We start from the raw sequence: 22,110 nt of genomic DNA on the forward strand, positions 1-22,110 counted from the left end.
TAATAAAAGATAAAATGATCCTCTATTTATTTGGGTAACTCTATTTTACTACTCATCACTCAAATGTAATGTTTGTGACTGAATATGCGCTGTTATTGGCTTTGACACAAAATCATTTTCTTTTAATTCAAAAGCCTCAATGCGGCTAGCACGTCTCATGATTTTAGAAGACGATGTTAAAATTGCCTCAATATCCTCGCCTGTTTTGTAAAAATGTTTCTGTAAAGCACGAACACGCATATCCATCCGTCCAAAGTCTTCCATTAATTTTGCTACCTCTGATTGAACCAAATGCGCTTGTTCACGTATCTTTGCATCTTTCATAATGGTTTGTACAACTTGAACAGATAACATCAACAAAGATGGCGAGACAATAATCACATGCGCACGATTGGCTTTTTGTACTAATGATTCAAAATCTTCATAGATTGTTGCAAAAATTGATTCTGATGGCACAAAGAGAAAAGCTGTATCATGTGTTTCTCCGGGAATTAAATATTTTTGCGCAATATCACGAATATGAACATCCATATCAGTGCGAAATTGGCGTTCAGCTCTTTTTCGTTCTTCAGAAGATGATGCTTTGCGCATAGCATTCCAAGCTTCTAGAGGAAATTTAGCATCCACAACAAGGGCTGGTGCTTTATTTGGCATATGAATAAGGCAATCTGGTTGTTTTCCATTTGAAAGAACCGCTTGAAAAACATAAGTATTAGCTGGTAAAGCGTCAGAAATAATAGCTTCCATCCGTCCTTGGCCAAAGATGCCGCGTGTTTGCTTGTTGTTTAAAATAGCCTGCAGTTGAATAATCTGCCCAGTAAGCGATTGAATATTATTTTGTGCTGCATCAATGACCGCTAAACGTTCTTGCAAACGAGTCAAATTTTCATAAGTAGATTTGGTCTGCACTTGGAGAGTTTGACCTAAATTAGTTGTCATCCCATTGAGTTGTTCGCGAATAGACTGATTTAATTCAGCCTGTCTTTGACCAAAAATTTCTGCCATTGTCTGCATGCGCCCTTGCATTTCTGCTTGGGTTTTTAAAAATGCAGCCATCTGCATCTGCATTTCATGCGCGTGTGTAGTCGCTTCAATAGTCTTTTTCCGGTTACTGCGTATAATTATCATCAGCACAAAACCAGCTAAAAATAAAACTATAAATCCATAAAAGCGCTCATTTAAGAGTATCAAAGAAAAAAACGAATCAAACATAATAGTAATATAGCGATTTTATTACGAAAAAGTGCGCGAATCTCTTATTCAATATTGACCAGTCATAAACCATTGATTAATTTATTTCCATGCTAATGAAATCTTTAGTTACTCTACCTGACCCGATTCTACGTGAAGTTTCAAAACCTGTCGAACATATCGATCTAGCCATTCAAAAGCTAGCCGACGATATGTTGGAAACCATGTATCACGCTCAAGGCATCGGTCTTGCTGCTATTCAAGTTGGTGTGCCATTACGTATGCTGGTTATAGATATTGCTGAAAACAATACCCCTAAAAATCCGCTTGTTGTGATCAATCCGGAAATTTTATGGCTATCAGATGAACGCAATATTTACAAAGAGGGTTGTCTTTCTATTCCTGAATATTATGCACAAGTTGAACGTCCTAAACGTCTTCGTGTTCGTTATAGCGATCGTGAAGGAAAACAAACAGAAATTGAAGCAGATGATCTTTTGGCTACTTGTCTGCAACATGAAATCGACCATTTGAATGGCTGCCTTTTTATTGATCACATTTCAAAAATCAAGCGCGATATGGTAATTCGAAAATTAAAAAAACGCGCAAAAGAAAAAAACACACAGAAAGCAATTATTTAATGGTATTACGATTAGGTTTTATGGGAACACCTGATTTTTCTGTGCCCATTTTTCATGCCTTATTAGATGCTGGTCATGATATTGTAGCAGTCTACAGCCAACCTCCCCGTCCGGCGGGACGGCGTGGTCTTAAATTGGTTCCTTCTCCTGTCCAAAATGCTGCACAAGCAAAATCCATCCCCGTTTTTACCCCTCAAAGTCTCAAAACACCTGAAGAACAAGATCGATTTGCAGCATTATCTATTGATGTTGCTGTTGTTGCAGCTTATGGATTACTTTTGCCAAAAGCTATTCTCGAAACACCACGCTTTGGTTGTTTAAATGTTCATGCCTCATTATTACCGCGCTGGCGTGGTGCAGCCCCTATTCAACGCGCGATTATGGCTGGTGACCAAGAAACTGGAATCATGATTATGAAAATGGATGAAGGGCTAGATACAGGGCCTATTGCTTTATCCCGTTCAATCACTATCACCGATAATATGACAGCTCATGAACTTTCAAACAAGCTTTCACATATAGGAGCAAAGCTCATAGTAGAAGCTCTATCAACTCTTGAAAGAAACCAACTCAAACTTACCCCACAACCCTTGGAAGGGGTAACCTATGCTGCCAAAATTAAAAAAGAAGAAACCCGAATTGATTGGACGCAATCTGCACAATCCATCCACAAATGTATCTGCGCTCTCTCCCCCTTTCCTGGTTGCTGGTGCATTATGGATATTGGTGGAAAACAAGAACGGGTAAAAATTCTTGGAAGTCGCGTAAGAGAAGGTGTCTCACTTGAAATTGGTCGAATAGAAGCAAAAAATTTGATTATCCATTGCGGAAAAGGACAAATAGAAATAACTCACCTCCAACGATCTGGCGGTAAAATTCTTGATAGTCCAACATTTTTGCGGGGAACCAATATTTCTGCAGTTTTTTGATATGGTACGTTTTAAACTTACTCTTGAATATGATGGTTCAAATTATGCTGGTTGGCAACGTCAAGCGGGGCTGCGCACTATACAAGGTGCCATTGAACAAGCTATTTTTAACTTTAGCGGCGAAAAATTGACCATCGTTACAGCTGGTAGAACCGATGCTGGTGTCCATGCTATAGAACAAGTTGCGCATGTTGATTTTACGAAAAACTGGCATGCTAATACTGTACATAATGCACTCAATGCTCATTTGCAGCAACAAGGTGAAAATATTGCTGTTTTAAATGTACAAAATGTCCCAGATAGTTTTCATGCACGATTTTGCGCAACTAAACGCTATTATCTCTTTAAAATTCTCAATCGTCGTTCACCACCAGCTCTAAATGTCAAACGTGTATGGTGGCTGCCAAAACATCTTAATGCAGATGCTATGCATGAAGCAGCTCAAAAGCTTGTAGGACAGCATGATTTTACTACTTTCCGCTCAGCCCACTGCCAGGCTAAAAGCCCTATCCGCACCCTTGAACGCTTAGATGTGTACAGAAAAGGAGAAGAAATTTTTCTATATGCACAGGCTCGCTCTTTTCTTCACCATCAAATCCGTTCATTTGTAGGAAGTCTTGTGAAAGTTGGTACTGGACAATGGACAGCTCAAGATCTTGAAGCAGCGCTTAATGCCAAGGATCGTGCACGCTGTGGCATGGTCGCACCTCCTTCAGGTCTTTATTTGATGAAAATTGACTATTAACTATTTTAAAAACGTCTTCTTAAGCTATCAACCCAACTTATAAAAAGAACGAATTACTTCAAAAGCTTGTTCTGCTGTATTGACGAACGTGAAAAGATCAACATCAGAAGGAGAAATCATGCCTTGAGTGGACAAATAATCAAAATTGATAACATTGTTCCAAAATTCCTTCCCAAATATTAAAATAGGAATCTTTTTCATACGACCTGTTTGCATTAAAGTTAATGCCTCAAACAGCTCATCCAAAGTGCCAAATCCCCCAGGAAAAATAGCCAATGCTTTCGCCCGTATTAAAAAATGCATTTTTCGTATTGTTAAATAATGAAAATTAAAACACAAATGCGGTGTTACATAAGTATTAGGCCATTGTTCATGAGGCAAAGAAACATTCAAACCAACCGTCGGTGCACCAACATCATCAGCTCCACGATTTCCTGCTTCCATTACCCCAGGTCCTCCCCCCGTTGCAATTATGAATTCGCGATATTTTGTGGTAGCAGAATAGCGCGAGCACAAACGCGCAAACTCTCTTGCCTCATCATAATAATGAGACATATTTTGCAAATTATTCTTTTGTTGTTGATTTTTTGCTGCCCACGCTTCTTGCCCAGGCTCAGGAATACGTGCCCCACCAAATAAAACAACAGTTGATTGAATGCCACATTCCTGAAAAACCATTTCTGGTTTTAAAAACTCAAGACCAAGACGCTGTGAACGCAATTCAGGACGCATCATAAATTCCTGATCCATATAAGCTATACGGTAAGTAAGTGAACGCATCTGTGGTGTATCAGATATTGTATCCACTTGTTGCCTAACCTCTTTTGCATAGGAAGATAGCGTATTATTTTTTTCTTCTTTTTTTACCATTCTTTTATAGCCTTCTTTTATATACCTGTTACACTCTTTTAAAACCCTTTTATTGACTACACACATTTCTTCACGTAGGCCATAAATAATAAATCTTTATGCTTTCAACTTGCTTAATGGAACTTTGGCAATGACCAATCTTACACAACTTGAAACGATTATTGAAAAAGCATTTAACAATATCGATTCTATTAATACCTCTACAAAAGGTGAAATTCGTGACAGCGTTGAACACGCATTAAATCTTCTAGACAAAGGTGAAGTCCGCGTAGCAAAACGCCAAGAAGATGGTCAATGGCATATTCATCAATGGTTAAAAAAAGCTATTCTTCTATCGTTTAAACTCAATCCTATGCGCATCATTTCTGGTGAAACAAATGGATCGTGTTGGTGGGATAAAATACCTTTAAAATTTTCTGGATGGCAAGAAGCTGATTTTAAACAAGCCAATTTCCGCTCAGTTCCTGGAGCGATTGTACGCCATTCTGCTTATATTGCACCCAATGTCATCTTAATGCCATCTTTTGTTAACCTTGGTGCCTATATAGGCGAAGGAACAATGATTGATACATGGACCACTGTTGGTTCCTGTGCTCAAATTGGTAAGCATGTTCATCTTTCTGGTGGTGTCGGCATTGGAGGTGTTTTAGAACCACTACAAGCAGGTCCAACAATTATTGAAGATCATTGTTTTATCGGTGCACGTTCTGAAATAGTTGAAGGTTGCATTATTCGTGAAGGCGCTGTTTTAGGTATGGGAGTTTTTATTGGAAAATCTACAAAAATTATTGACCGTACAACAGGTGAAATTTTTATAGGTGAAGTACCAGCCTATTCAGTTGTTGTTCCAGGCTCTCTTCCTGGAAAACCACTACCCAACGGTGAAATAGGCCCCAATCTTTATTGTGCTGTCATTGTCAAACGAGTCGATCAAAAAACACGAAAAAAAACGTCTATTAATGATCTCCTACGCGACTAAAAGTATTGTTTAAAGATCTTTCTCGACAAGCATTATATCAAACAAAATAATCAAAAAAGGCAAACACTTTCCTTTTTAAATTATTTATTCATTTTAAGTGCTTGAATAAAGGCTGACTGTGGAATTTCTACCTTCCCAAACTGACGCATGCGTTTTTTGCCTTCTTTTTGTTTTTCTAACAATTTGCGTTTACGGGTAATGTCACCACCATAACATTTAGCTGTCACATCTTTGCGTAAAGCACGAATTGTTTCACGTGCAATAATTTTACCACCAATTGCTGCTTGAATTGGAATCTGAAACATATGTTGAGGAATAAGATCTTTAAGCTTTTCGCACATAGAACGCCCACGCTTTTCTGCTATAGTGCGGTGTACAAGCATTGACAATGCGTCAATAGGTTCTCCATTGACTAAAATAGACATTTTAACCAAATCACCTTCAGAATAATCAATCATCTGGTAATCAAAAGAAGCATATCCCTTTGAAATTGACTTTAACCGATCATAAAAATCGAAAACTACCTCATTTAGAGGTAAATCATACGTTACTATGGCACGCGTCCCAACATATGATAAACCAACTTGTACCCCACGCCGTTCTTGGCAAAGTTCCAAAATCGCTCCAAGATAATTATCAGGTGTCATAATTGTTGCGCGAATCCATGGCTCTTCAATGGAAACAATTTTAACACTATCAGGCATATCAGCTGGATTGTGCAATTCCTCAACAGAACCATTAGTCATATGCATGCGATAAACAACAGAAGGTGCTGTTGCAATTAAATCTAAATTAAATTCGCGCTCTAATCGTTCTTGAATAATTTCAAGATGAAGCAGCCCTAAAAAGCCACAACGAAAACCAAAACCCAAAGCAGCCGATGTTTCCATTTCAAAAGAAAAGCTCGCGTCATTTAAGCGCAATTTCCCCATAGCTGCACGTAAATCTTCAAAATGAGCTGCATCAATTGGAAAAAGGCCACAAAAGACAACCGGCTGAGCAGGTTTAAAACCAGGCAACATATCTTCACAAGGGCGGCGTTCCTCAGTAATAGTATCCCCAACGCGCGTATCAGCAACTTCTTTAATAGAAGCAGTTATAAAACCGATCTCTCCTGGCCCTAATTCATCAACCTGTATCATTTTTGGAGTAAACACTCCAACTCGTTCAACGGGATATTTTGCTCCTGTGCCCATCATACGAATGGTTTGACCTTTTTTTAACACACCATCAATTACCCGCACCAAAACAACAACACCAAGATAAACATCATACCAACTATCAACTAGCATTGCCTTTAGTGGTTTTGTAACATCACCAACGTGGGGAGGAGGTAGGTGCATAACAATTGCTTCTAAAACATCCACAACACCTAAACCTGTTTTTGCCGATATTTCCAACGCTCCAGATGCATCGATACCGATCACATCTTCAATTTGCTCTTTAATTCGTTCAGGCTCTGCAGCTGGAAGATCCACCTTATTGAGCACAACAACCAATTCATGATTATTATCAATGGCCTGATAAACATTTGCTAATGTTTGTGCTTCCACCCCCTGACTTGCATCCACTACCAATAATGAACCCTCACAAGCCGCCAATGAACGCGATACTTCATAAGCAAAATCAACATGCCCAGGTGTATCGATAAGATTTAAGATATATGTATCACCATTCTTTGCTTTATAGTGCAAACGCACTGTTTGCGCTTTAATAGTAATCCCACGTTCGCGCTCAATATCCATAGAATCGAGCACTTGATCTTTCATCTCTCGTGTTTCAAGACCACCTGTCATTTGAATCAAGCGGTCAGCCAAAGTTGACTTTCCATGATCGATGTGTGCCACAATGGAAAAATTACGGATATAATTGCGATCTATTGTCATACAAGGCGATTTAGCAAAGAATAGCACAAAACGCAAAGACCAATTATATACTCTTGAAAACCTTAAAAGAATAGAGGTAAAGATTGTTCGTAAAACCCCATTAACTTAAACAAAGATTAAATTTTTATTTGCTTCAATCATAATGAGAATCACTCAATATGAAATTCTCTATTTTGGTTTTTTCAACTATAGACTCTAAGCATTTTCAATAACCTAGCTCTCTCAAGCAAAACCGTCATAAAAATTGTTAAGAAGAAAAAGTTAATTGATTTTTTTATTCACTACGCCTTTTTTACGCCATTGCGCAGGCTGTAATTCAGCTATTACAATCCCAATTAGAATAAATAAACCACCCAATAAAGCTGAAGCAGACAAACGCTCACCAGCCAAACGCCCAACAATACCAGCCCAAACAGGTTCACCTGCATAAATGAGTGTTGCGCGGGTAGGTGAAACAGATTTTTGTGCCCAATTCATAGTCAATTGGATCACCGTACTCATCAAAGCCAAACTTAAACCTACATTTAGCCAAACCCATGAAAATTCAGGAATATTTTCTCCCATTAAAGGCATACAGAGAAATGAAAAAACACCACCAAAAAATAATTGTATAACCGTTATACGCCGACTATCAACCTTATTTGCAAAAAGCCCAATAAGAATAATTTCTCCAGCAATCGCTAAAGCTCCAAGCAAAGTAAGAATTTCACCTTTTGAAAAATCAACACTTTTAAATCCTTGTCCCGAAACCAACACAAGCCCGACAAAAGCAAAAATAATACCAATCCAACTGGCAAAATGGGGTGGCTTTTTAAACAAAATCCATTGTAATATTGGAACCATCGGCACATAAAGTGCAGTGATAAATGCTGACTGACTACTGATAATAGTCTGAAGTCCTGCTGTTTGCAAAGTATAACCAAAAAACATTCCCAAACCGATGCTCATACCAGCAAAAATCTCATAAAAAGTTACGCTTTTCATAGAGCGCCAAAAAATCATTCCAGATATGAATGCTGCAACAATGAAACGAAACCCTACAAAAAAAAGTGGTCCACTATATTGTACTGCAATATGAATAATTAAAAATGTAATACCCCAAAGTATTGTCGCAGCAAATAATGCCAATTCTTGCTTACTGAATAAAAAACGCCTCAATTGTTGCATCTCAGCCATGAAAGGTTCCATCCCTAAATTGATTCCGATACATTTTATGAAACGATAAGCGTCCCAACCCCATGTTCGGTAAATAATTCAAGCAAAACAGAATGAGGTGTTTTACCATTTAAAATAACTACACCTTCCACGCCATTTTGAATAGCCTCAATACAAGTTTCTACTTTTGGAATCATACCATCCGAAATTGTTCCATCTTTGATAAGGTGCTTAGCCTCAGAAATTGTCAATTCTTTTAAAATTTTACCCTTTTTATCCAACACACCAGGAACATCAGTTAGAAATAAAAGGCGTTTAGCTTTTAAAGAACCAGCAATTGCTCCAGCAAAAATATCAGCATTAATATTATAGGTTTTACCATCGCGGCCTGGAGCAACCGGAGCAAGTACCGGAATCATTTCAGAACGTGCTAACAGATCCAGCAATGTTCGGTCAATTTCAACAGGTTCACCAACAAATCCTAAATCTAAAACACGTTCAATGTGTGACTCAGGATCAATTATAGTCTTATAAGCTTTTTCAGCAAAAACCATATTGCCATCTTTGCCACAAAGACCAATTGCCCACTCTCCTTCAGCATTGATAAGAGCTACAATTTCCTTATTGATGGAGCCTGCTAACACCATCTCAACTACTTCAACGATTTTTTCATCAGTTACGCGTAAACCATTTTCAAATCGCGATTCGATACCCATTTTCCTCAAAATTTCAGCGATCTGAGGGCCACCCCCGTGAACTACAACAGGATTAATGCCTGATTGTTTCAAAAGAGCAATATCACGTGCAAATGCCTGCCCCAAAGCAGGATCACCCATAGCATGTCCGCCATATTTTACAACAACCGTTTTATTTTCATATTTTTGCATGTAAGGCAAAGCAGATGACAAAAACGCTGCCTGTTTTTCGAAAATATCTGCGGCAGTATTTGCAATATCACCCATTAAAAGAGTCTCCTCATCATTTTTTGCCCTCTTTTATAAAATTTAGGGAAAATGAAAACAGATTTGAAATACATTTTTTATTCAACTCCTTAAAAATCATCTGATTTTTTCCAAAATTGCGTTTAAAACAAACGAAACTAGATAAATGCATCTTAAGCAATTATTGACACTGGAGTGTTTAAAAAAGAGGAACAAAAAATATTACCACTTTATAATCTTACTTTATCAAAAGTGCTAAGATAATATAGAAAACCCTTTGGGAAATGCTATATAATTACTGATTAAACTACACAATAACGCTTTAACAAAATAGGTTGTAAAAAATCAATGGTTTTATGGAGAAAATATATTTTTCTATAATGCAATTAATTGCCATACCTTTAGTAAATGGAACAACTTGGTAAGTGTAATAATCTCTAATACATAAATGTATTATCATCACTAATTAAACATTGTTTAATGGAATCCAAACCTTAGCAATTTCTGCATAAAAGTTAAACATTCATAAAGGCGATTGTATTTTGGTCTCTATGCCCATCTTTTAAGGGTTTTACTTTTATCATAATCTGTACCATATTGGCCCAATCCACTCTATCCTTTTTGAAGAATTAACTGTCAAATTATGATGCACCTTAATAAGTTTCCAATAAAATTAATTATCATCATTGTGCAATATTGAAACTTATTCGTTATTTTCTCTCACAATCCATAGCTTTACAAGCTACTGAAATTTAAACACTAATTCATTACTCAACTATCATTGCTGTAAAACTAAAGCTGTAAAACAAAAATTTCTTTCAAACACAAAAATCAAATGTGATTTGAGTTTTTCTATTATATTTTACAAAACATATGACAAAAAACATTGAATATATTGAAATTTGTGCAATCAATTCACAACCTCTTCATACTGTAGAAACTACAAAAAACTGAAGAACAGATGCATGAAATCTATAGTTAATGATACTCTGATTGCATCCAATGAAAAGTATTTTATACATAAATCTTAATGAAGCTATGTTTATCGTCCTTAACCTCAGGCAGAGGATTGACTATTCTTATATTTTCTAAAACCATCCTCTATAGGTATTTTAGAGATTATACTTAAAGAAAAACCTGTTAGGTTACCTGATTTAAGAATATGTAGACAGATTTATTGCAAAAACATTCGTGTGTATTTTTTGTCGTTCCCTGCTTATGTTTATTTTATGAATTTTGACCAGCAATATTTTCAAAAAACTCTTTCATACGTGAAAAAAAACCGTGTGATTGCGGTGAATTTTCATGGTTGGAAAGCTTATCAAATTCTTGCAATAATTCACGTTGTTTTTGCGTCAATTTTTGCGGTGTTTCAATAGTGATATGTATATAAAGATCACCCCTTGTTTGTTGGCGTAACATAGGCATTCCTTTACCTTTAAGGCGGAATTGATGCCCATTTTGTGTACCTTCTGGAACCTTCACTCGGGCTTTGACACCATTAAGATCAGAAACCTCAAACTCTCCCCCTAACGCAGCCGTAATCATTGAAATAGGCACACGACAATGAAGATCTGCCCCATCTCGTTGAAAAAATTCATGCGGTTTAATGGAAAGAAAAATATAAAGATCACCCGCAGGACCTCCACGAGTTCCAGCATCACCTTCGCCAGAAAGACGAACACGAGTACCATCTTCAATACCCGCTGGAATATTGACACGCAACGAACGGTTCGCTTCCACCCGTCTTGTACCATGGCATTTTGAACATGGGTCTGTGATAATTTCACCACGGCCATGACAAAGTGGACATGTTCGTTCAATAGAAAAAAAGCCTTGCGCAGCACGCACACGCCCAGCCCCATAACAAGTGCCACAAGTTTGTGGCTTGGAGCCTTTTTTTGCACCCGATCCCTCGCAAACATCACACATAATGGAACTGGGAATATTAATTTGCGCCGTTTTACCTGCAAATGCTTCTTCTAATGTCACCTCCATATTATAACTTAGGTCTGCACCACGTTCACGGACATCACTCCGTTTACGATGTCCACCGCCCATGATTTCACCAAAGAAATCTTCAAAAATATCAGCAAATCCACCACCAAACGGACTAGCCCCTTCACGACCACCATTTTCAAAAGCGGCATGACCAAATCGATCATAAGCAGCCCGCTTTTGAGGATCTTTCAGAACTTCATAGGCTTCACCAATTTCTTTGAATTTTTGTTCTGCTTCTTTATCCCCTGGATTACGATCAGGATGATATTGCATTGCCAGCTTACGAAAAGCAGATTTCAGCTTTTTATCATCACATCCACGCGTTACGCCGAGAATTTCGTAATAATCAACTTTCATCATGTATTCCTGATAAATTTTCCGTCATCCATCTCAAGATAATATTTGTTTTAATCTACATTCTTTAAGCAACAAAGTTATAAACTTGCTCCTAAATAACAAAACCCAGCCTTATATTTCACAGGCCGGGTTTATTAACTTATAAATACATTTGCTTCAACTATTTCTTTTGATCATTAACTTCTTCAAAATCAGCGTCCACAACATCATCATTTTTGGTATCTGTTTCAGTATCAGTCTTTGCTTCTGTTTCTGAAGCCTCATACATAGCTTGTCCAAGCTTCATGCTAACTTCTGCTAATTTTTGCATCTTCACTGTTACTTCTTCAGTATCAGTACCTTCAAGTGCAGTCTTTAAATCAGCCATTGCTGTCTCAATTTGACCTTTATCTTCAGGCGATACCTTATCACCATATTCAGCTAAAGATTTTTCAGTTGAATGGACAAGAGCTTCTGCCTGATTTCTCGTTTCAACACTTTCACGACGCTTTTTATCTTCAGCAGCATGCGCTTCTGCATCCTTGACCATATTTTCAATATCAGCATCACTCAAACCACCTGATGCTTGAATACGAATCTGATGTTCCTTGCCAGTACCTTTATCCTTAGCTGAAACATTCACAATACCATTTGCATCAATATCAAAAGTGACCTCAATCTGAGGGACACCACGTGGTGCTGGTGGAATACCAACAAGATCAAACTGAGCTAATAACTTGTTATCATTAGCCATCTCGCGTTCACCTTGGAAAACACGAATAGTGACAGCATTTTGATTGTCATCAGCTGTTGAAAAAGTTTGCGATTTTTTAGTCGGAATAGTGGTATTGCGTTCAATTAGACGCGTAAATACCCCACCTAATGTCTCAATACCCAAAGATAAAGGCGTAACATCTAAGAGCAACACATCTTTTACATCACCTTGTAATACACCCCCTTGAATAGCAGCACCCATAGCTACAACTTCATCGGGATTAACGCCTTTATGTGGATCTTTACCGAAGAAGCTTTGTACGACTTCCTGAATTTTAGGCATACGGGTCATACCACCCACCAAAACGACTTCATCAATTTCACCAGCGCTTAAACCTGCATCTTTTAATGCAGCTTTACAAGGCTCAATAGTGCGCTGAATCAAATCTTCTACTAACGATTCAAATTTCGCTCTGGTTAATTTCATCGTTAAGTGTTTAGGACCAGATTGATCAGCTGTAATAAATGGTAAATTAACCTCAGTCTGCTGTGAAGAAGATAGCTCGATCTTTGCTTTCTCCGCTGCTTCCTTCAAGCGCTGTAAAGCTAGTTTATCATTTTTCAGATCAATTCCATGCTCCTTCTTGAATTCATCCGAAAAATAGCTAACCAAACGCATATCGAAGTCTTCACCACCTAAGAATGTATCTCCATTGGTTGACTTAACTTCAAAAACACCATCTCCAATTTCAAGAACAGAAATATCAAATGTACCACCCCCAAGGTCATAAACTGCAATAGTTTTACCGTCTTTCTTATCTAAACCATAAGCTAAAGCAGCAGCTGTGGGTTCATTAATGATTCGCAAAACTTCAAGCCCAGCAATTTTACCAGCATCTTTAGTCGCTTGACGTTGCGCATCATTAAAATAGGCAGGAACAGTAATAACCGCCTGCTCAACCTTTTCACCTAAATAAGATTCTGCGGTCTCTTTCATTTTTTGCAAAATCATTGCAGAAATCTGCGATGGAGAATATTTCTTTCCTGCTTCCTCAACCCATGCATCACCATTGTCACCTTTAACAATTTTATAAGGCACAAGCACTTTATCTTTTTCAACCATAGGATCATCAAAGCGGCGCCCAATTAGACGTTTAACCGCAAAAACCGTTCCTTCAGGGTTGGTAACCGCTTGCCGTTTAGCAGGTTGCCCAACAAGCCGCTCACCACTATCGGTAAAGGCAACAACAGAAGGTGTAGTCCGTGCTCCTTCTGAATTTTCAATGACCTTCGCATTTTTGCCATCCATGACAGCAACACAGGAGTTGGTCGTCCCCAAATCAATACCAATTACTTTTGCCATATTTTAATCTCCATTCAGCAAGCTGCCTAAACCTTTATCAAGCATCTTTCCAAGACAGCTCCTTATCACATTTAAAGCCTGTTTTTGATTTCAATACTATAAACGATAATTTGAAAATCATAACAAGTCTTGTTAGCTGGTATATAAGAACAGCTTTTTACCCCTACAAGAGAATAACGAGAGAAACATTTCTAAAATAAAAATTTTCTTTAAAATAAGCATTCGTACTTTTAATATCTTCGCTAAAATATATTTCTACAACTAAAACAAGTACAATAGCATATCTCTCACAAAGCTGTAAATTACGCCCATAAAACTTGAAGGAATAAGAATAATTATTCCACTTTTCCTTAACCTTTATTTCTCATAGTGACTAAAAATATTCAAGGAAAAGTTTGTAAAAATATCCTTCGTGCACAATAAGTTTACCCAAATATTTCCAATCGTACTAAATAAACTTTATATTGGTTGCAATAAATCAGACTTAATTGCTAGACATAAGTATTTCTGCATCACTTATAAAATTAAACTCAATCTTTAAATGAAGTGAAACTCTTAATTCTTATGTACTCCCTAACATATTTTCTCTCTGAACATCTTGAACTTTTCTCATTTCTTTAACTAATATGCGCATGTACCCTTTTGCTTAATCATTCATACCAACATAATTTGTGCAATATTACCTTTTATTAATATGCGTAAGAATTGTACTTACAATTAATATGAGTTTAATAAACTAAAAATAAACCAATGGCGACACCTACCACCCCAAAATGGAGAGTTTTATGGACACACACACTACTTCTACACAATATGCATTTAAAACTATTATCACCTGCATCTTGTATACTCTTATTTCTGCCTTTATAGCTCTACCTGCAATTGCAAATGTTAACCAATACAAACTTGGCGAATTAGAAATCATTTACCCTTGGACACGAGAAACGCCTAAAAGTGCAAAAGTTGGCAGCGGTTATCTCCATATTATTAATCACGGCAATACCCCCGATCGGTTAATTGCTATTTCAATGGACGGAGTACAAGAAACAGAAATTCATTCCATGGCAACAGTTAACAATATTATGCAAATGAAAAAACTATCCAATGGCATTGAAATTCCCGGCAATGGTGAAATCATGTTGAAACCTGGTGGTAATCACATCATGTTTATAGGGCTTTCACAGCCATTTCAACAAGGCAATAAAATCAATGCAAAGTTAACATTTGAGAAAGCTGGAGCAATTAATGTTGACTTTTTCGTAGATGCTATAGGAGTAACATCACCTTCTAAGTGACATACCTCTCATTAAACTCTTACAAAAGCCATATGACACGATAAGAGTAGGGTTTTTACGCTTTTCAATTTTTCTTAAACACCATTAATAGTCTATAATCTATCATAAAAATAGAGCGTTTCCCACCGCTCTTATTTATCATATTTGGCCAATGTCAGCAATATATAAGTATTGTTCAAAGTAATTTATCAAGCGGCTTTAACATTGGTTCATTGGTTTCAAAAACAAATGTATTTTAGCCTTTTTCTACAAAACTTTTTTAGTTTTTTAAACCTTGTACAGCAGCAGATTTGTAATCTTACGATCAGATTGGTAAACATTAATAGAAAAAACACCATACGAATTATTAACGATTAAAACCATTCCTTCAAATGTTTCTTTAATCTTGAACTTCTCTGCTCAAAACAATTTTGTAATTTTCAATCTAAAATCGATTTTTTCTGTACCAAACTGAAAATTATTAAGTGCAGCTTTAAGGTTGTCTTCTTTTTGTTTATAATTGCCTATATTAATTGACTAATTTTAGAAAAATTTAAAATCCTCTTATAATTTTCTTTGGTACAATAACAGCGTATCTTTAATAGCGCACCTGTTTCCCCTATATCACCATACTATAAAAACAGATTAGGTGCACTTTATAAACTCCAACCATTAAAAAAAATGAACTCTTTCACTTCTTTGGCACAAACAATGGTAGATTTTGTAAAAAACGCCTCAATGAAAACCTACACTAAGCGAGGGAATCCTAACTAAGCAAAAACGCATTACAAAACTGCAAAGAAAAAATAGTCTTTACCATTAAGACGAAATGTATTTTACTTTGCTACAATTTGTACCATATTTGTTTTGCAAAAAAAATATGAACTCTCATATAAGAGCTATGGGCGATTCTCTGCCACAGCGATAGAAAGGTCTAAGAAGCTATGAAGGATACTCCAGCAATCACCCAGACGATTGTACTTGTTGATGATGATCGCAATATTTTGACATCCTTATCTTTTGCACTTGAAACAGAAGGCTATCGGGTTGAAAGCTATACAGATGGAGCATCTGCGCTTAAAGGCTTAACGTTACATCCCCCTCACTTAGCTATTTTTGATATTAAAATGCCACGCATGGATGGAATGGAACTTTTGCGTCGACTACGTCAGAAGTCTGATATCCCAGTTATTTTTCTTACATCTAAAGATGATGAAATTGATGAACTTTTTGGGCTTAAAATGGGTGCTGACGATTTTATTACCAAACCTTTCTCTCAACGTCTTCTTATTGAGCGAGTAAAAGCTATTTTACGCCGTTCAAACGCTCGCAATCAAGCGCTTCTAACAGGGACATCACCTGCCTCTTCTCTTAAACGTGGAGATCTTGTTATGGATCAAGAACGTCACACCTGTACATGGAAAAATAGACCTGTTATATTAACAGTCACAGAGTTTTTGATTCTGCAAACTTTAGCGCAACGACCAGGAGTTGTTAAAAGTCGTGATGCTTTAATGGATGCCGCCTATAATGATCAAGTTTACGTAGATGATCGTACCATTGATAGTCATATTAAACGTTTGCGTAAAAAATTTAAACAAGTGGATGATGATTTTGCAATGATTGAAACGCTTTATGGTGTAGGTTATCGTTTCCATGAGGTTTAAAATTATTGTGTCACGATAATTTGAACAACAATCAAATCAATGACAACAAATACTCAATCAAACACTGTATCAAATAAAACACCCAATAACGTTTCCCCTACACGATTTCCTATACTTACTCATTTGCATTTTCGGGGACAGCGTTTATTTAGACAATTGTTTTTTTCTAGTCTTACACGCCGCATTGTCATTTTAAATCTCGCTGCTCTTGGCATTTTGGTTACAAGTATTTTGTATCCTAAACAATTTCGTGATGGTTTGATTGAAGCAAAAATTGAAAGTTTGCGCACCCAAGGAAAAATCATTGCTGGGGCTATTGCTGCTTCTGCAACAGTAGATACGAATTCTATTTTAATTGATCCCCAAAAACTTTTGGAATTACAAGCTGGAGAAAGTGTTACACCAACACCCCAATCAACCGACACTTGGGATTTTCCTATTAATCCGGAGCAAATAGCTCCACTTTTACGCCGCCTTATCACACCAAAAACAACAAGAGCACGTATTTATGATCGAGATGCCACTCTGCTTCTTGATTCACGTGTTCTTTATTCCAGTGGAATAGTTTCTAGCTATGATCTTCCCGCTATTGAAACAAAACAAAGTCCCTGGAAACGCTTATATTCATGGTTTTCACATGCACTCTACGGTGGTGGCCTTGCTCTTGATAGAGAGCAAGCAAAAAATAATGGTGATATCTATCCAGAAGTTTATCAAGCATTAAATGGTTCTTCTGCTACTGCCCAACGACGTAACAAGCATGGACAACTGATTGTTTCGGTTGCTGTTCCTGTGCAGCGCTATCGTGCAGTAGTTGGTGCTCTTCTTCTTTCAACCCTCAGTTCAGACATTGATAATATTGTGAAAGCTGAAAGGCTTGTTATTTTTAAAGTTTTTGCAGTTGTTGGTAGTGTACTTTTTGTACTTTCTTTGTTTTTAGCCTATACAATTGCTAATCCATTGAGCAAATTATCTGCCTCTGCCAATCGTGTGCGTCATGGCAACAATAAGCGGGTAGAAATTCCTGACTTTTCAGAACGTGAAGATGAAATTGGCCATCTTTCAACTTCTATACGCGATATGACTAACGCCCTTTATACACGTATTGAAGCTATTGAACGCTTCGCTGCCGATGTGAGCCATGAATTAAAAAACCCTCTTACTTCACTGCGCAGCGCTGTTGAAACGCTACCATTGGCTAAAAATGAAGCAGCACAAAGACAATTGTTTGAAATTATCCAACATGATGTCCGCCGTCTTGATCGTTTAATTACCGATATTTCTGATGCCTCACGGCTTGATGCAGAACTTGCCCGTGAAACTGCGCAGATTGTTGATATGAGTCAGCTTTTGGAAAGTCTTATTCATGCCGTTCGTGAAGTATATCGTAATAAGCAAACTATTAATATCAGCCTTAATATTATGCCGCGCCCTTACAATAAGCCCTATCTTGTTTTGGGACATGAATTACGTTTAGGTCAAGTCATTTCCAATCTTATTGAAAATGCACGTTCCTTTATTCCGTGTAACAATGGTGAAATCCGTATTACAATGAAAAATAATGCTTCAACTCTTACCTTAACTGTTGAAGACAATGGCCCTGGCATTCGTTCAGAAAGTATTGATCACATTTTTGAACGTTTTTATACTGACAGACCAAATGAAGATACATTTGGACAAAATTCAGGACTTGGTTTATCTATTAGTCGGCAAATTATTGAAGCCCATAATGGAACACTCACAGCTGAAAATATTATTGACCCCTTACTTGAAAATAGCAAAACTGGTGCACGGTTTATCATTGTTCTTCCCCTTACCAAATAGAACCTTCTACTCACAATACACCAAGGTGCAAAAAAGATAAAATATCGCTATGTTAATTATCTCCAACTAAAGAATAAAAAGCTGGATTAGCAATCCTCCTGAACAAAGAAAACTATTCCTCTCTCTTGCCTTACTTGACTGTATGAGCTAACCCAACATAAAGTAAAAAGTAAAACTGATTAGTAATCAGAATGCGATACTGTGCGCAAAAAATAAAAAATGCTGCAAATAACATTCCAGAAAATTTAAAGAACAGCATTTAAATTTGTAAAATTGGCTTTTACAATAGAATTTAGAAAACGAATTCAACTGTATTATTTTCTTTAATTTTGAATATGAATATTTTTCCATTAATCAAATTGTTGAATTTGTGAATTAATGCATTCTTCTTTTAAAATTTTTTAGCTTTCATAAAATACAATTTACAGTCATTTGTTAAGCTATCAAAATATTCTTTTTAGAAACATTACTCTTAGTACACTGTAATGTTTTGTATAATAATAAAATTCTCGAAAATAAAAAAGCTTACTTTTTAGTTAGACACGTTAGGGCGTAATCTTTTTGCCATTTTTTTAGTCAATAAAGATTATTAAGTAATCAGAATTTTTAAGTCCCCCTTACTCTAAGCTGCATTCAGTGCCACTAAAATGGACAGATATTTTATTTTTTCACAAATTGTATATCAAATTTGCTGTTCTAATATTCACGCAAAAGTCTTTTCTATTGGTGACAGCACCACCCTTTTCAGCACAAATAATCTTATGAATTCAATTAATAATATAGGGCTCGTTATTTCTGTCTACATCATTATCTATCTTATAATAATTGGCTCTATCTTAGTTTATCCATCATCACATTCAAAACATTTAAGCGTCAAAATTATCTGCCAACAATAAGGAGGCTCTATGCCACGTCTATTTGCTGCTATTAAAATTCCTCAAGAAACAACAAAAGCACTTATATCACTGCAAAATGGCTTGCCAAAAGCCCAGTGGATTAACCCACAAAATTTCCATGTCACCTTGTCTTTTTTTGGAGAGATCGCAAACTCTGTTGCTGATGAACTTATTGAGGCCTTTGATACAATAAAATGCCCTCCTTTTATGCTCCAACCTAATGGCTTTGAAATTTTTGGTTCAGAAACTTCCCCTCATTCTCTGGTTGTCCGCATAAAACCCTGTGAACCCCTCACCCTTTTACATGAGAAAATACTATGCATTCAAAAACGTTTAGGATTAACTCCCGATGAGACGCAATATACCCCGCATATTACTCTTGCACGACTGCTCGATATTCAACTTGAGGACCTTTCTTCGTATTTATCTGCTCAAAGTGATTTTTCTTGCCCTCCCTTTTCAGTTGACCACTTTGTCTTACTCCTGTCGAAAGACCCCTCAAGTGATGCCCTTTATATTGTAAAAGGAAGTTGGCCCCTTCAAGCGTAAGAGCACTTCAACAAAGTACTCTTTAAAGCTGTTCTAAAAATTTCTTTAACAATGCGAAGTCGAATATAAAATAATATGCCTTCATAGTTTAAAATATCTTTTTTACTGATGTGTTGAGGCTGGATCAACTTTAACAGAATCTTCTTTAAGCCCCCCCTTAGCTACACCAACCATGGCCGGACGCAAAACACGCTCACCAATAATATAACCTGCCTGAACGACTTGCTGTACAGTATTATCAGGAACATCAGTGTTAGGAATTTCAAACATTGCCTGATGAAAATGAGGATCAAATTTCTGCCCTTCTGGGTGAATCTTTTTTACTCCATGGCGTTCTAAAGCTGTCATCATGGCCCGCTCTGTCATTTCAACGCCTTCTGCTAGCATTTTCAAGCCAGTATCATTTTCGCGTGCACCTTCTGGAATAGCTTCTAAAGCACGATTAAGATTATCAGAAACAGATAACATATCACGGGCAAAATTAGCGATCGCATAAGCCCTTGCATCAGCTACATCACGCGTTGTACGACGTCGAAGATTTTCCATATCAGCAGCAAAACGTAAAAGTTGATTTTTTAGTTCCTTATTTTCATTCTGTAAATCAGCTAAGGGATCTGTAGACTCACTTTCTTTTTCTTCAACGTTCTCGCAAATCTCTTCTTTATTCATTTTCAAAAGCTCATCAGCAGCTTTTTTAAGTATTTCACGATCGTTTGGGTTTTTTAGATTACAATTTTCAAATGAAGCATCAGCAAATTTGTTTTTTTCGTCAGACATAAAAGTTCCATTCCTTCATAAGATTTGTTATTTCCGATATTGAAATTTTGCAGACAAAAATCAAGAGGTATTTATTCACCTTAACATAATGAGTGTCTACAATAAAAATGCCCGATACAAGCTAACGCAATAACTGTGACATAAGTTGAGCTGTATAATCAACCATAGGTACAATTCTTGCATAATTAAGCCGTGTTGGTCCAATAACACCCAAAGCACCAATTACCCTTTGCTGTGAATCGCAATAAGGTGCTACCACTAAAGAAGAACCTGAAAGCGAAAACAACTTATTTTCCGAACCGATAAAGATACGAACCCCCAAACCTTCATCTGCTAAATCAAGCAATTGTGCCATACTTTCACGCGTTTCAAGATCATCAAATAAATGCCGTAACCGCTCTAAATCTTCTTCTGCTTTTACATCTTCAAGTAAATTGCTTCGCCCACGAACAATAAGATGCATCTTATGATCTGAATCTTCTCCCCCCCAAAGAGCTAATCCAGTTTCAACAAGATGATGGGATAATTGATCAAGCGCAGCCCGCGTTTCCACACATAAACGTGCAATTTCCGTTTTAGCTTCATTGAGTGTACGCCCTTGAATATGAGCATTGAGAAAATTCGTTGCTTCCGTCAATTGCGAATGCGTAACGCCTTCTGGCAAATGAATGATGCGGTTTTCAACCTCACCTTGTTGTGTCACTAAAACTGCAAGAGCATGCTCGCAATCAAGACGTACAAATTCAATATGTTTTAATGTACCTTCATGTTTCATCGCTAAAACCAACCCCGCTCCACGTGAAAGGTCTGAAAGAATTTGGCTAGCTTGGATCAAAAAGTGTTCAACTGATTGTGTATGACCTGCTTCTTTGACTTGAAATTCAATATTCTCACGTTCCTCAGATGGTAAGTCGCTTACTTCCATAAATGCATCAACAAAAAATCGTAAACCTGATTGCGTTGGCATTCGCCCTGCAGACACATGAGGTGCATAAATCAAACCCAGGTGTTCAAGATCACTCATTACATTGCGAATTGTTGCAGGTGATAATGTTTGTTGTAAAAGCCGCGATAGATTACGTGATCCCACCGGCTCACCATCATTAAGATAGGCTTCAACAATATGGCGAAAAATATCACGCGAGCGTTCATCAAGCCCTTTAAGCTCATCGGTAATAGATGCTTGTTTTATCACAATTATTTCACCACTTCAAAAACACTTTTTCTTATATAAGTTTTATTAAGGTTTGGTCAAATAGTCTAAAGCAACGTAAAAAGCATATCACATATTTATTGCCAAAAGTACTATCGTTTTATCATCAAAGATACCATCATCAAAAGAGAAGCTATTTTATGTAGCACTCTAATCTTC

General features: G+C 37.0%; 17 protein-coding genes. 8 read left to right on the top strand and 9 right to left on the bottom strand.

The window, feature by feature from the left end:
- Nucleotides 1–48: 48 nt before the first annotated feature.
- The gene (locus J7R05_RS00605; RefSeq protein WP_208540751.1) at nt 49–1,212 is read right to left on the bottom strand and encodes a DNA recombination protein RmuC; all 1,164 of its coding nucleotides are present in this window, start codon (nt 1,210–1,212) and stop codon (nt 49–51) included.
- A gap of 89 nt (nt 1,213–1,301) precedes the next feature.
- Here J7R05_RS00605 and def point away from each other — a divergent pair, with 89 nt between their 5' ends.
- Genes def through truA form a run of 3 tightly spaced genes read left to right on the top strand, consistent with a single transcriptional unit; the run spans nt 1,302 to nt 3,506 of the window.
- A complete protein-coding gene (gene def, locus J7R05_RS00610) occupies nt 1,302–1,832 on the top strand; it encodes a peptide deformylase (protein ID WP_208540752.1) in 531 nt (176 codons plus the stop codon).
- On the top strand, nt 1,832–2,761 hold the full coding sequence (gene fmt / locus J7R05_RS00615; RefSeq protein WP_208540753.1) for a methionyl-tRNA formyltransferase: 930 nt from the start codon (nt 1,832–1,834) through the stop codon (nt 2,759–2,761). Before def ends, fmt begins: the two co-directional genes overlap by 1 nt.
- A 1-nt stretch (nt 2,762) precedes the next feature.
- Nucleotides 2,763–3,506, top strand: a complete 744-nt coding sequence (gene truA / locus J7R05_RS00620) for a tRNA pseudouridine(38-40) synthase TruA (RefSeq protein WP_208540754.1) — start codon at nt 2,763–2,765, stop codon at nt 3,504–3,506.
- 27 nt (nt 3,507–3,533) lie between these two features.
- Here truA and J7R05_RS00625 read toward each other — a convergent pair whose 3' ends face one another.
- Nucleotides 3,534–4,397 (bottom strand): LOG family protein, encoded by an 864-nt coding sequence (locus J7R05_RS00625; RefSeq protein WP_208540976.1) that lies wholly within the window; start codon nt 4,395–4,397, stop codon nt 3,534–3,536.
- A 109-nt stretch (nt 4,398–4,506) separates the two neighbouring features.
- Between J7R05_RS00625 and dapD the strand changes: the two genes are divergently transcribed.
- The gene (dapD, locus tag J7R05_RS00630; RefSeq protein WP_208540755.1) at nt 4,507–5,355 is read left to right on the top strand and encodes a 2,3,4,5-tetrahydropyridine-2,6-dicarboxylate N-succinyltransferase; all 849 of its coding nucleotides are present in this window, start codon (nt 4,507–4,509) and stop codon (nt 5,353–5,355) included.
- Between the two features lie 80 nt (nt 5,356–5,435).
- Here dapD and lepA read toward each other — a convergent pair whose 3' ends face one another.
- From lepA to dnaK, 5 genes are all read right to left on the bottom strand, one after another.
- Nucleotides 5,436–7,241 carry a translation elongation factor 4 gene (lepA, locus tag J7R05_RS00635; RefSeq protein ID WP_010703225.1) on the bottom strand — a complete coding sequence of 602 codons (1,806 nt, stop codon included), beginning with the start codon at nt 7,239–7,241 and terminating at the stop codon, nt 5,436–5,438.
- Between the two features lie 261 nt (nt 7,242–7,502).
- A complete protein-coding gene (locus J7R05_RS00640; protein WP_208540756.1) occupies nt 7,503–8,417 on the bottom strand; it encodes a DMT family transporter in 915 nt (304 codons plus the stop codon).
- Between the two features lie 35 nt (nt 8,418–8,452).
- The gene (argB, locus tag J7R05_RS00645; protein WP_208540757.1) at nt 8,453–9,358 is read right to left on the bottom strand and encodes an acetylglutamate kinase; all 906 of its coding nucleotides are present in this window, start codon (nt 9,356–9,358) and stop codon (nt 8,453–8,455) included.
- Nucleotides 9,359–10,564: 1,206 nt separating this feature from the next.
- Nucleotides 10,565–11,695: a molecular chaperone DnaJ gene (gene dnaJ, locus J7R05_RS00650; RefSeq protein ID WP_208540977.1), complete on the bottom strand. Its 1,131-nt coding sequence runs from the start codon at nt 11,693–11,695 to the stop codon at nt 10,565–10,567.
- Between the two features lie 160 nt (nt 11,696–11,855).
- On the bottom strand, nt 11,856–13,751 hold the full coding sequence (dnaK, locus tag J7R05_RS00655) for a molecular chaperone DnaK (protein ID WP_208540758.1): 1,896 nt from the start codon (nt 13,749–13,751) through the stop codon (nt 11,856–11,858).
- 785 nt (nt 13,752–14,536) lie between these two features.
- Here dnaK and J7R05_RS00660 point away from each other — a divergent pair.
- The 4 genes from J7R05_RS00660 to thpR all read left to right on the top strand — a co-directional run bounded on the left by J7R05_RS00660 (nt 14,537) and on the right by thpR (nt 19,961).
- On the top strand, nt 14,537–15,046 hold the full coding sequence (locus J7R05_RS00660; protein ID WP_208540759.1) for a copper chaperone PCu(A)C: 510 nt from the start codon (nt 14,537–14,539) through the stop codon (nt 15,044–15,046).
- 923 nt (nt 15,047–15,969) lie between these two features.
- Nucleotides 15,970–16,692, top strand: coding sequence for a response regulator transcription factor (locus J7R05_RS00665; protein WP_208540760.1), 723 nt, complete (start codon nt 15,970–15,972; stop codon nt 16,690–16,692).
- Between the two features lie 39 nt (nt 16,693–16,731).
- On the top strand, nt 16,732–18,516 hold the full coding sequence (locus J7R05_RS00670; protein ID WP_208540761.1) for a sensor histidine kinase: 1,785 nt from the start codon (nt 16,732–16,734) through the stop codon (nt 18,514–18,516).
- 905 nt (nt 18,517–19,421) lie between these two features.
- On the top strand, nt 19,422–19,961 hold the full coding sequence (gene thpR, locus J7R05_RS00675; protein WP_208540762.1) for an RNA 2',3'-cyclic phosphodiesterase: 540 nt from the start codon (nt 19,422–19,424) through the stop codon (nt 19,959–19,961).
- Nucleotides 19,962–20,063: 102 nt separating this feature from the next.
- On the opposite strand, the gene grpE is transcribed toward thpR, so the two are convergent.
- Both grpE and hrcA read right to left on the bottom strand, forming a co-directional pair.
- A complete protein-coding gene (grpE, locus tag J7R05_RS00680) occupies nt 20,064–20,738 on the bottom strand; it encodes a nucleotide exchange factor GrpE (RefSeq protein WP_208540763.1) in 675 nt (224 codons plus the stop codon).
- A gap of 121 nt (nt 20,739–20,859) precedes the next feature.
- Nucleotides 20,860–21,930, bottom strand: a complete 1,071-nt coding sequence (gene hrcA, locus J7R05_RS00685) for a heat-inducible transcriptional repressor HrcA (protein ID WP_208540978.1) — start codon at nt 21,928–21,930, stop codon at nt 20,860–20,862.
- Nucleotides 21,931–22,110: the final 180 nt, after the last annotated feature.

Source organism: Bartonella capreoli (assembly GCF_902813205.1).
In the GTDB taxonomy this organism is placed as follows: domain Bacteria; phylum Pseudomonadota; class Alphaproteobacteria; order Rhizobiales; family Rhizobiaceae; genus Bartonella; species Bartonella schoenbuchensis.